Genomic DNA, 11,807 nt, shown 5'->3' on the forward strand with positions numbered 1-11,807 from the left:
CGGGCCGCGCCTTGCCCCGTCTGCTTAGACGGGTGCGGGGCGTTCGGCCTGGAACAGGCGCAGGCGGTCCGCCGCGTTGCGCAGGTGCTGTTCGGCCGCGCGGCCGGCGGCGTCCGGGTCGGAGCCTTCGATCGCGGCGAAGATGGCCTGGTGTTCGCTCTGCACGGCCGCCATGCGCTCGGCATACCTGCGCGCCGTGTTGTGGCGGGCGCTGCGGATCACCCGGCGCACATTGGCCTCCAGGTAGTCGTTCAGCGCGACCAGGTGCGGGTTGTGCGTGGCCTGCACGATCGCCTGATGAAACTGATAGTCCTCTTCGTCGCCCAGCTTGTCGTTGATCAGCGCGTATTCCATGCCCACCAGCGCCTGGCGGATCTTCTTCAGGTCTTGCTCGGTGCGGCGCTGCGCCGCGTAGCGCGCGGCGGTGACTTCGATGGACAGCATCAGTTCCAGGATGTGTTCAAGGTCCTGGGTGTCGCCCGGCGTTGGCGCGGCGATGCGAAACGCGTTGCGCTGGAAATTCGGATCGACGAACACGCCGCTGCCCTGCTGCGACGTGATCAGCCCTTCCGACTTCAGGCGGGCCAGCGCTTCGCGCACGACCGCGCGACTGACGGAATAGGTTTCGGTCAGTTGCTTTTCGGTGGGCAGGCGGTCGCCCGGGGCCAGCACCCCTTGGCGTATCTGCTCGGCCAGCGCGTCGCCCAAGGCCGCGGAAAGCGAACTTTTGGGCGCGGCGCGCGGCGGGTCCTGTTCTTGAGTGGGCTGCATGGAAAATCGTCGGATCGTGATGGCGGCGTCCTGCACTTTAAGCGATATAGATGCCGCCGTTGACCTGCATGACTTCGCCGGTCACGAAGCCCGCCAGCGGCGAACACAGGAACGCGATCGCGCCAGCGATCTCCTCGGCCGTGCCAAAGCGGCGCAAAGGCGTGCTTTCCAGCAGTTGCGCGCCCTTCTGGCCGATCAGGTCGTGCGTCATGGACGTTGCGATGATGCCGGGCGCCACGGCATTCACGCGGATCTGCGGCGCAAGCTCTAGCGCCAGGCTGCGCGTGAAGCTCTGCACGGCGCCCTTGGACGCGGAATAGGCGGCGTGCGCGTAGCTGCCGCGCTGGGCGGCCAGCGAAGTCAGCAGCACGATCGAGCCGTTATGGCGCAGATGGCGCTGGGCCGAGCGGCACACATAGAACGTGCCGTCCAGGTTCACGCGCATCAGCGTGCGCCAGGCCTCGTCGCTGGTGTCCTTGACCAGTTGTTCCGGGTAGATGCCGGCGCAGTGGACCAGATGGTCCAGGCCGCCGAAACGCTTGGCCGCCGATTCGAACACGCGTTCGCAGTCGTGCGATACGGAGACATCCAGCGCGTGGGTGTAGACCCGCTGGCCGCTGGGATCCAGCTCGGCCGCGATCGCCTCCAGGCGGGCGGGGTCGATGTCGGTCAGCACCAGCCGGGCGCCGTGGGCGGCCATCAGCCGCGCGGTCGCCAGACCAATGCCATTGCCTGCGCCGGTGATCACGGCCACCTGTCCTTCAAACGAAATCATCTTGTCTCCAAAGCGCGCGATGAGTGGGCCGCCTGCTCTTTCGGCAGCGGCGGTTTCCTGGATTGAACTCCTGAATCCGTCGCTTGACACGAGAAAAACGCATGCCCTATGATTTATCGGACAACTTGATAAAGTTGCCTGACAACTTATTCCGAAAGCGTAATTCAAGTCGCGCTTTCAGGCAAGAAGGGTCAGAAAAACACGGCCGCAGGCCACATGACAGGCAGGGGACAACCAGGTGGAAATCACCGGCAGCACTACCGTATTCGCGATTGCGGCGGACCCGATCGCGCACGTCAAGACGCCGCAGCGGCTGAACGCCCTGTTGCGTGAACGCGCAATCGACGCCGTCATGGTGCCCTTCCATGTGTCTGCCGACGCCCTGCCCGCGCTGTTCAGCGGCTTGCGCGGCCTGGCCAATCTGGGCGGCGTCGTCGTGACGGTGCCCCACAAGGAACATGCCGCCACCCTGTGCGACGCCCTGACGCCCGCCGCCCAGCTGATCGGCGCGGTCAATGCCGTGCGCCTGCAAGACGGCGTGCTGACCGGTGGCAACTTCGACGGCATGGGCTTTGTGACCGGCCTGCGAAGCCAGGGCCACGATCCCGCCGGGCGCCACGTCTATCTGGCCGGCCTGGGCGGGGCGGGCAAGGCCATTGCTTGCGCCCTGGCCGATGCCGGGCCCGCCAGCCTGCGCCTCTACAACCGGTCGGCCGACAAGGCGCGCGCCTTCGCCGCCCATCTGGCCCGCCAATACCCCAGCCTGGACATCCGCGTGGCCGGCCCCGTGCCCGAGCCCTGTGATATCGCCGTCAACGCGACCTCGCTGGGCTTGCAAGACACCGATCCCCTGCCCTTCCCGTTGCACGAACTGGCCCCCGGCACCGTCGTGGCCGACGCCGTGATGAGCCGCGTCGACACGCCCTTGCTGCGCGCCGCCGCCGCGCAAGGCTGCCGCACCCATCCCGGCTTGTACATGCTGGAAGGACAACTCACCGAAATTGCCCGCTTTCTGGGCGTAGAAGAGCCGCAATAAAGCGCGCTTGCTTGATTCACGGACTCACCACTCCCGTCCCACGGAGGAGACACACATGAAATTGGCTTTCACCACCGGCCTGCTGTGCCTGGCCGGCATTGCCGCATCCGCGCATGCCGCGCCCGTCAAGATCGGCCTGATCGAAACGCTGTCGGGCCCGCAGGCCTCGACCGGCCTGATATTCCGCGCCGCGGTCAAATACGAACTGGACCGCATCAACGCGGCCGGCGGCTGGAATGGCCAGCCGCTGGAGCTGGTTGAATTCGACAACCAGGGCGGCCCCGTGGGCGCGTCCGACCGCTTTCGCGCCGCCGCCGCCGACGGCGTGCAGATCCTGGTGCAGGGCTCGTCATCCGCGATCTCGGGCCAGTTGACCGAAGACGTCCGCAAGCACAACCTGCGCAACCCGGGCAAGGAAGTCGTCTTCCTGAACGTGGGCGGCGAAGCGCTGGAGCTGACCGGCCAGAAGTGCCACTTCTACCATTTCCGCTTTGCCACCAACGCCGACCTGCGCGTGAAGGCGCTGGCTTCGGTGATGTCGGCCGACGGCACGCTGGGCAAACGCGTCTACGCCATCAACCAGAACTATTCCTGGGGCCAGGACATGGAAGGCGCCACCGAGCGCTTCGCCAAGCAGTACGGCTATGAAGTGGTGGGCAAGACGCTGCACGAGGTCAACAAGATCCAGGACTTCGCGCCCTACGTTGCGCGCATCCGCTCCGCCACGCCCGACACCGTCGTCACCGGCAACTGGTCCAACGACCTGTTGCTGCTGATGAAGGCCACGCAAGCCGCCGGCCTGAAGGTGCGCTTCGCGACCGTGTTCCTGGATCAGGTGGGCAACCTGGCCAACGCAGGCGAAGTGGCCCTGGGCCACTACATCGCGCACCCGTACAACATCGAAGCCGCGGGCGACGAAGGCGCCAAGTTCGCCGAAGACTATAAGGCCAAGACCGGCCATTACCCCAGCTACACGGAACCGCAAACGGTCATCGGCGTGCGCTTCCTGGGCGAAGCCCTGAAGCAGGTGCCGCCGAAGGACGGAAAGCTGTCCGTGCCGGACCTGGCGCGCGCGCTGGAAAAGGTTACCTACACCTCGTCGCTGGGCACCTACACCATGCGCGCTGAAGACCACCAGGTGCAGTTGCCGATGGTCGTCTCCAAGGTCGGCAAGAACGCCAAGTACAAGGCCGACGGCACCGACATGGGCTTCGAACCGGTGAAGGTGCTGGCGGCGGCGGACGTGTCGGCGCCGGTACAGGCGACGTGCAAGATGCAGCGGCCGGACTGAAGGGGGACCGCCGGGTTGCGCACGCCGGACATCCCCGCGCGCAACCCGCCGATCACCCGCAAGCACTTATAAGCGCACACCGGCGCGGGCCGGTAAAAACAACGTGCGCGATCGCTCGCAGGACGCCTCGCGTCCTAGCGCAAGAATTATGGAGCGGACATGGAATTCTTTACCGTCTCGCTGTTGAACGGCGTGATTTACGGCCTGCTGCTATTCATGGTGTCGGCAGGCCTGACTTTGATTTTCGGAATGATGGGGGTGCTGAACTTCGCGCACGCTTCGTTCTACATGATCGGCGCCTACGCCGCCTACACGCTGACGCCCGTCACGGGGTTCTGGACGGCGCTGGTGCTGGCAACGATCATCGCGGGCGTGCTGGGCATGGGGGTCGAACGCTTCTTCCTGCGCCGCGTGCACAAGTTTGGCCACGCGCAGGAACTGCTGGTGACGTTCGGCCTGGCGTTCATCGTCGCCGAGCTGATCAAACTGTTCTACGGCGACTTCCCGGTGGACTACCGGGTGCCGCAATTCCTGAATTTCGCGGCCTTCCGCGTGTTCGACGCGGACTATCCCTTCTATCGCCTGTTGATGGGCGGCGTGTCGCTGGCGATGTTCGCCGTGATCTACCTGCTGCTGTCGCGCACCCGCGTCGGCATCGTGGTGCGGTCGGCTATCTATCGCCCGCGCATGGCCGAAGCCCTGGGCCACAACGTGCCGCTGGTCTTCATGAGCGTCTTCGGCGTGGGCGCGGCGATGGCCGGCCTGGCGGGCGCCGTCGCTGGCGCCTTCTACACGACCAACCCCAACATGGCGCTGGAGCTTGGCGTGCTGGTGTTCGTGGTGGTCGTCGTGGGCGGTCTGGGCTCGCTTGAAGGCGCGATGATCGCGTCGCTGCTGATCGGCCTGATCAGCTCGTTTTCGGTGGGCATCGATGCCAGCCTGGCGTCGTTGTTCGCCGTATTCGGCGCAGGCGAGTGGGCCGAAAGCGTGGGCGGTCTGATGACCGTGAAAATTTCCAGCCTGGCGGCGACCCTGCCCTTCCTGCTGATGCTGGTGGTGCTGCTGGTCAAGCCGTCGGGCCTGAAGGGAGAACAGGCATGAGCCAAACCCGTATCGCCTCGGGCGCCCTGCTGCTTGTCATTTGCGTCAGCATCCTGTGCGCGCTGCCCTGGCTGCTGCCGCCGGGCCAGTTGGTGGCAGCCGTGCAGATGCTGATCGCCGCGCTCTTCGCTTGCGCCTTCAACCTGCTGGCGGGCCAGGGCGGCATGCTGTCCTTCGGCCATGCCGCGTACTTCGGCGTAGGCACCTTCGCCACCATCCACGCCATGAACGCGCTGGGCGGCGCGGGCCTGTTGCCCACGCCCCTGATGCCGCTGGTGGGCGGCGTGGCCGGCCTGCTGTTCGGCCTGGTCGCGGGCTGGTTCGCCACCATGCGTTCCGGCGTGTACTTTTCGATGATCACGCTGGCGCTTGCGGAACTGCTGCACGCACTGGCGCCGCACCTGAAAGGCGTATTCGGTGGCGAAGCCGGCGTATCCGCCATGCGCATGCCGGCCTGGGGCTTTACCTTCGGATCGGACATCGAGGTGTACTTCCTGGTACTGGCCTGGGTGCTGATTTCGCTGGCCGCCCTGTACGGCCTGACCCGCACCCCGCTGGGCCGGCTGACGCTGGGCCTGCGCGAAAACGCCAACCGCCTGCGGTACCTGGGCTACCGCCCGCATACGCTGAAGACGATGGTATTCGCGCTGTCGGCCATGTTCGCCGGCATCGCGGGCGGCTTGCAGGCCCTGAACATCGAGGCCGGCAACTACGTGCTGTTCGAGGTGAAGCTGTCCACCGATGCGGTCCTGTTCGCCTATATCGGCGGCGTCAACGCCTTCCTGGGCCCGGTGCTGGGCGCGTCCATCCTGACGTTCCTGTCGCAGACGCTGGCCGATATCACGCGGTCGTGGCTGCTGTATCAGGGCATTTTGTTCGTGCTGGTGATGCTGTTCGTGCCGGACGGCCTGGTCGGCCTGGTGCAGCGCGCCGCCAAATCGCTACGCGAGCGCGGACCGGCCAACTGGCTGCCGCGCGCCACGTTGTCGGTAGCGGGCGGCCTGCTGCTGACTGCCGCCACCGTCTTCTCGGTGGAGCTGCTGCAACGCATGTTTGCCCGCGACTACCGCGCGCTGCTGGCCATGAATCCCGAGGCCGGCTGGCCGCCCATTCCGCTCTTCGGCCAGGCGTGGGCGCCGCTTGCCGTGTCCACCTGGCTGATCCCGCTGGCGCTGTTCGTCGTGGGTCTTGCAGCCTGCCGCTGGGCGCTGGCCCTGTGGCGCAACGACGACGCCGCCGCCCCGATGCTGGAGCCCGCAAAATGAGCCACGACATCCTGACCCTGACCGACGTGCGCAAGTCCTTCGGCGAAGCGCAGATCATCCGCGGCGTGAACCTGGCGATCGACGCCGGCGAACGGCACGCGGTCATCGGCCCCAACGGCGCCGGCAAGTCCACGCTGTTCCACCTGATGTCGGGCTCGTTCGCGCCCACATCGGGCGACATCAGCCTGCGCTCGCGTTCCATTGGCGGCCTGGCGCCCGAAGCCATCAACCGCTTGGGGCTGGCGCGTTCGTTCCAGATCACCAACGTATTCCCGCGCCTGTCCGTCCGCGAGAACCTGCGCCTGGCGGTGCTGCGCATGCACGGGCTGGTCTACAACTTCTGGCGGCCCATTGCCCGCAACCGCGCCGTCAACGAAGACGTGGACCGCCTGCTTGAAAAAGTGCGGCTGACGGCCAAGCAGGACACGGCCGCCGGCGACCTGAACTACTCCGAGCAGCGCTCGCTGGAAATCGGCATGACGCTGGCCTCGCGCCCGAAAGTCATTCTGCTGGACGAGCCGATGGCCGGCATGTCGCAGCACGAAGTCGACTACACGGTTGAACTCATCAAGGACGTCACGCGGGATTGCACTTTGCTGATCGTCGAACACGATATGCAGGTGGTGTTTTCGCTGGCCGACCGCATCAGCGTGCTGGTGTACGGCGAAATTCTGGCCACGGGCACGCCCGCCGAGATCCGCGGCGACGCCCGCGTGCGTGAAGCCTACCTGGGAGAGGAAACGGTATGAACGTGGCATCAAACCTGCAATCCCCCTTGCTCAGCCTGCAAGGCGTGCACGCGCATTACGGCAAGAGCCACATCCTGCACGGCATCGACCTGTCCATCGGGCGCGGTGAAGTCGTCAGCCTGCTTGGCCGAAACGGCGCGGGGCGCTCCACCACCATGAAGAGCATCATGGGCCTGGTGGACGTGACCGGTGGCCGCATCGCCATCGAAGGCCGCGACATCACCAACAAGCGCCCTTTCGAGATCGCGCGCGCCGGCCTGGGCTTCGTGCCAGAGGAACGCGAAGTCTTCGCCAACCTGACGGTGGACGAGAACCTGCGCATGGGCGAACAGCCCAAACGCGACGACGCCCCCTTCTGGACCGTGGCGCAGATGTTCGACTACTTCCCGCGCCTGAAGGAACGCAGCAACACTCGCGCCGGCAATCTGTCGGGCGGCGAACAGCAGATGCTGACCATGTGCCGTTCCCTGCTGGGCAACCCCAAGGTCATGCTGATCGACGAACCGACCGAGGGCCTTGCGCCGAAGATCGTGGAGGTTATCGCCGATGTGATCCGCGATATCCATCAGCGCGGCGTGTCGGTGGTGCTGGTGGAGCAGAAACTGACCATCGCGCTGAAGGTGTCGACCCGCGTCAGCGTCATGGGCCACGGCCGCATCGTATTCGAAGGGCCGCCCGCGCAGCTGCACGAGCGCCAGGACATCGTGCAGGAATGGCTGGCCGTCTGACCCGCCGTCACGCAACCCCACTACAGGCAAACACCTTGGACAACCCTACTGAAGTCATCCACAGCGACCTGCGCGGCCAGACCGTCGTGATCACCGGCGGCGCCAAAGGCATCGGCTTTTCGACCGCGCAAGCCTTTGTGCGCCAAGGCGCGCGCGTTGCGCTGCTGGACATGGACGCGGCCGCCCTGGATGCGGCGGTGGCCGAACTGAAGGTGGCCGGTGGCGACGCCATCGCGGTGCAGGCCTCGGTTACCGACGCCGAGGCCGTCGAACGCGCCTTCGCCCAGGTCGAACAGACCTGGGGCCGCATCGACGTGCTGGTCAACAACGCCGGCATATCCGCCAACAAGCCCACGCTGGAAGTCACCGTGGAGGAATGGCGCCGCGCGGTCGACATCAACCTGACCGGCGTGTTCCTGTGCGCGCAGGCCGCCGGCCGCCGCATGGTGCCGGCGGGCTCGGGCAGCATCATCAACCTGGCCTCGATGTATGGCGTGGTGGCGGCGCCCGACCGCGCGGCCTACTGCGCAACCAAAGGCGCGGTGGTGCTGCTGACGGAGACGCTGGCCGTGGAATGGGGCCCGATGGGCGTGCGCGTCAACGCGCTGGCGCCCGGCTATGTCGAAACCGACCTGGTGCGCGACCTGGCGGCGCGCGGCCGGCTCGACCCCGAACGTTTGAAGCAACGCACCCCGCTGCGCCGCATGGCGCAGCCGGCCGAAATGGCCGACCTGGCGGTTTTCCTGGCGTCGCGCCAGGCCGCCTACATCACCGGACACACCCTGGTGGCCGACGGCGGCTGGAGCCGCTACAGCTACCTTTAACCGCATCGACGCTTAAAAATACTCTGGAGATTCACTCATGGCCACCTACCAACCGCTTGAGTCCCAAGCGCCCTGGCGGCAACTGACGGTCGACGCAAAGGACTGGCAGCAGGCGGACCCCGCCCTGCTCGGCACCATGCTCACGCAGCTGCACTGGATTCGCGCCTTTGAAGAGGCCGTGCTGGACCTGGCCGCCGAAGGCCTGGTGCACGGCCCCGCGCATTCGTCCGTGGGACAGGAAGGCGGCGCCGTCGGGTCGGTGCTGGCGCTGGGCGCGGGCGACCAGATCAACGGATCGCACCGCGGCCACCACCAGTTTCTGGCAAAGGCGCTGCAGCACGTCGCCCCGCTGGGTCTGGACCCGCGCAATCCGCTCACGCCCGCCATCGACGACGTCCTGCAGAAGACGCTGGCCGAAATCATGGGGCTGGCCCAGGGCTTTTGCCGCGGCCGCGGGGGCAGCATGCACTTGCGCTGGCTGGAGGCGGGCGCGCTGGGCACCAACGCCATCGTGGGCGGCGGCGTGCCGCTGGCCGCCGGCGCGGGCTGGGCGCACAAGCACGCCGGCACCGACCGCGTGGCAGTGACCTACTTTGGCGACGGCGCGGTGAACATCGGTTCCGTGCTGGAAACGATGAACCTGACCGCCGCGTGGAAGACGCCGCTGTGCTTCTTCATCGAAAACAATCGCTACGCCGTCTCGACCACGGTGGAAGAGTCCACCGCGGAACCGCGCCTGTCGGCGCGCGGCCTGGCGTTCAACATCCCGTCGTGGAAGGTGGACGGCATGGACCCGCTGGCCGTGCACCTGGCCATGTCGGAAGCCGTGGCGCACATGCGCGCCGGCAATGGCCCGACGATCGTGGAAGTGGACGTGTACCGCTTCTTCCACCAGAACGGCCCCTTCCCCGGCAGCGCCTTCGGCTACCGCACCAAGGACGAGGAAGCGCAATGGCGCCGCCGCGATCCGCTGGACAAGATTGCAACCGAAATGATCGGCCGCGCGCTGATCACGCAAGCCGACGTGGACGCGCTGCGCCAGCGCTGCAAGGACGTCATGAAGGACGTGTGCGGCCGCCTGACCGAAGCCGCCGACGGCGGCAAACGCCGCGTGCGCGCAGACCTCTGGCCCCGCCCCGACTTCCGCGATGTGGGCCTGCGCAGCGACGGCGCCGAATTGGCCGGGCTGCGCTACCAGGACGTCGACGGCTACGGCGGCGACAAGGTCGAGCGCAAGTTCGTTGACGCCGTGGCCGACGTGCTGGACCGCCGCATGGAAACCGATGCCGGCGTGGTCGTGCTGGGCGAAGACGTGCACCGCCTGAAGGGCGGCACCAACGGCGCCACGCGCGGCCTGAAAGACAAATACCCCGACCGCGTGCTGGGCACTCCGATTTCCGAGAACGCCTTCGCCGGCCTGGGCGGCGGCCTGGCGATGGACGGCCGCTACAAGCCGGTGGTTGAATTCATGTACCCCGACTTCATGTGGGTCGCGGCCGACCAGATCTTTAACCAGATCGGCAAGGCGCGCCACATGTTCGGCGGCGACATCGACGTGCCCTTCGTGCTGCGCACCAAGGTCGCGATGGGCACGGGCTACGGCTCGCAGCACTCGATGGACCCGGCCGGCATCTTCGCCACGGCGCCGGGCTGGCGCATCGTGGCCCCGTCCACGCCTTTCGAATACGTGGGCTTGATGAACACCGCGCTGGCCTCCAAGGACCCGGTGCTGGTCATCGAACACGTGGACCTGTATGCGTCGTCGGGCGACGTGCCCGCCGGCGATCTGGACTACGCCATTCCGTTCGGCCGCGCCCGCGTGCGCCGTGCTGGCAGCAAGGTCACCATCCTGACCTACCTGTCGATGGTCAGCCGCGCGCTCAAGGCCGCCGAGGAAGCCGGGGTGGACGCCGAAGTGATCGACCTGCGCACGCTGGATCGCGCCAGCCTGGACTGGGACACCATCGGCGCCAGCATCCAGAAAACCAACAACGTGCTGATCGTCGAGCAAGGCGCGCGCGGCACGTCCTACGGCGCCATGCTGTCCGACGAAATCCAGCGCCGCTACTTCGACTGGCTGGACCAGCCGATCAAGCGCGTCACCGGCGGCGAAGCGTCGCCCAGCATTTCGAAGGTGCTGGAACGCGCGGCGTTCGCGGATACCGAGGAAGTGCTGGCGGGCCTGGCCGACGTGCTGGCGGATCTGGGAGAACAGGCATGAGCACGCTGCAAATGACCGTGCCGATGGAAGTCGGCATCTGCTGCAAGAACCTGGACGCGTTGCTGGCGTTCTATACGGATGTGGTCGGCTTGACGCTGGTCAGCCGCGTGAGCGTACCCGCCGACAAGGCGCGCGCCACCGGGCTGACGGTGCATGGCTACGACGTGGCGCGCCTGCAGACGTCCTACGGCGAACGCATCAAGCTGCTGCAGCCCAGCACGGCGCCCGATGCCGCCGTGCGCGGCGCGGCGATCCTGGACCGCCAGGGCGCCACCTACCTCACCTTCATCGTGCGCGACCTGGCCGGCGTGGTACGCGGCCTGCAATCCAAGGGTGTGGTGTTCGACAGCGCCCCCGCGCCGATGGAAGTGCGCCCCGGCACCTGGCTGGCGTTCTTCCGCGACCCCGAAGGCAATGTGCTGGAACTGGTCGAATACGACGACCCCGCCGCCTACCGGCCCGATCTGGCCATCGCCGCCGAAAACTAGGACGAACATCGTGGCACACCTTATCAAGCTCCCCTCCGTCGCCGCCGATACGGCAGGCGGCAATTTGCACCAGTGGTTGAAGAAAGAAGGCGACAAGGTCGCCGTCGGCGACGCGTTGGCTGAAATCGAAACCGAAAAAGCCATTGTCGAGATCAACGCTGAATACGCCGGCGTGTTGGGCCGAATCCTGGTCCCGGCCGGCGCCGCGTCGGTGCCGATCAATACCGTGATCGGCGTGCTGTTGGCCGACGGCGACGACGCCTCGGCGATCGATCGCGCACTGGCCGAACACGGCGGACCGGCGGTGGCCGCCCCCGCTGCTGCGCCGGCTGCCGCAGGATCCAGTGCCGCGGCGCCGGCTGCCGCGGTAGCAACCGCCGCGGTATCGACCGCCGCAGCGCCGGCTGCCGCAGCATCGGCTGCCGCAGCATCGGCTGCCGCAGCACCGGCTGCCGCCCCCTCCACCACCGCCGTGCCGGGCGGGCGTCTGTTCGCCAGCCCGCTGGCGCGCCGCCTGGCCGCGCAATGGCATGTGAACCTGCTGGATGTGGCGGGCAC

General features: G+C 66.9%; 12 protein-coding genes. 10 read left to right on the forward strand and 2 right to left on the reverse strand.

Translation table 11 applies throughout. The features are described from left to right. Window positions 1-24: 24 nt before the first annotated feature. Together ACE039_RS15490 and ACE039_RS15495 are read right to left on the reverse strand one after the other, a co-directional pair. Complete coding sequence (locus tag ACE039_RS15490) at window positions 25-771, reverse strand: FadR/GntR family transcriptional regulator (RefSeq protein WP_310034476.1); 747 nt, start codon at window positions 769-771, stop codon at window positions 25-27. 37 nt (window positions 772-808) lie between these two features. After that, window positions 809-1,546: an SDR family NAD(P)-dependent oxidoreductase gene (locus ACE039_RS15495; RefSeq protein ID WP_485822753.1), complete on the reverse strand. Its 738-nt coding sequence runs from the start codon at window positions 1,544-1,546 to the stop codon at window positions 809-811. 238 nt (window positions 1,547-1,784) lie between these two features. On the opposite strand from ACE039_RS15495, the gene ACE039_RS15500 reads away from it, so the two are divergent. The 10 genes from ACE039_RS15500 to ACE039_RS15545 form a co-directional block, all read left to right on the forward strand. After that, window positions 1,785-2,582, forward strand: coding sequence for a shikimate dehydrogenase family protein (locus tag ACE039_RS15500; protein ID WP_485822754.1), 798 nt, complete (start codon window positions 1,785-1,787; stop codon window positions 2,580-2,582). 55 nt (window positions 2,583-2,637) lie between these two features. Next, window positions 2,638-3,873 (forward strand): branched-chain amino acid ABC transporter substrate-binding protein, encoded by a 1,236-nt coding sequence (locus ACE039_RS15505; RefSeq protein ID WP_105560290.1) that lies wholly within the window; start codon window positions 2,638-2,640, stop codon window positions 3,871-3,873. A gap of 159 nt (window positions 3,874-4,032) precedes the next feature. Then, window positions 4,033-4,974 carry a branched-chain amino acid ABC transporter permease gene (locus ACE039_RS15510; protein ID WP_313462699.1) on the forward strand — a complete coding sequence of 314 codons (942 nt, stop codon included), beginning with the start codon at window positions 4,033-4,035 and terminating at the stop codon, window positions 4,972-4,974. Beyond that, window positions 4,971-6,239 carry a branched-chain amino acid ABC transporter permease gene (locus ACE039_RS15515; protein ID WP_448712350.1) on the forward strand — a complete coding sequence of 423 codons (1,269 nt, stop codon included), beginning with the start codon at window positions 4,971-4,973 and terminating at the stop codon, window positions 6,237-6,239. Before ACE039_RS15510 ends, ACE039_RS15515 begins: the two co-directional genes overlap by 4 nt. Continuing rightward, entirely contained in the window at window positions 6,236-6,988 is a 753-nt protein-coding gene (locus ACE039_RS15520; protein ID WP_105560293.1) for an ABC transporter ATP-binding protein, read from the forward strand. Before ACE039_RS15515 ends, ACE039_RS15520 begins: the two co-directional genes overlap by 4 nt. Then, on the forward strand, window positions 6,985-7,716 hold the full coding sequence (locus ACE039_RS15525) for an ABC transporter ATP-binding protein (protein WP_448712349.1): 732 nt from the start codon (window positions 6,985-6,987) through the stop codon (window positions 7,714-7,716). The genes ACE039_RS15520 and ACE039_RS15525 overlap by 4 nt, the downstream gene beginning before the upstream one ends. 35 nt (window positions 7,717-7,751) lie before the next feature. Then, window positions 7,752-8,540: an SDR family NAD(P)-dependent oxidoreductase gene (locus ACE039_RS15530; protein ID WP_105560295.1), complete on the forward strand. Its 789-nt coding sequence runs from the start codon at window positions 7,752-7,754 to the stop codon at window positions 8,538-8,540. Between the two features lie 37 nt (window positions 8,541-8,577). Continuing rightward, a complete protein-coding gene (locus ACE039_RS15535) occupies window positions 8,578-10,761 on the forward strand; it encodes an alpha-ketoacid dehydrogenase subunit alpha/beta (protein WP_485822755.1) in 2,184 nt (727 codons plus the stop codon). Further along, window positions 10,758-11,249 carry a VOC family protein gene (locus ACE039_RS15540; RefSeq protein ID WP_485822756.1) on the forward strand — a complete coding sequence of 164 codons (492 nt, stop codon included), beginning with the start codon at window positions 10,758-10,760 and terminating at the stop codon, window positions 11,247-11,249. The genes ACE039_RS15535 and ACE039_RS15540 overlap by 4 nt, the downstream gene beginning before the upstream one ends. 10 nt (window positions 11,250-11,259) lie before the next feature. Beyond that, on the forward strand, window positions 11,260-11,807 hold a 548-nt coding region (locus ACE039_RS15545), incomplete at its 3' end, for a biotin/lipoyl-containing protein (RefSeq protein WP_485822757.1).

Source organism: Achromobacter maghribensis, from assembly GCF_057334215.1.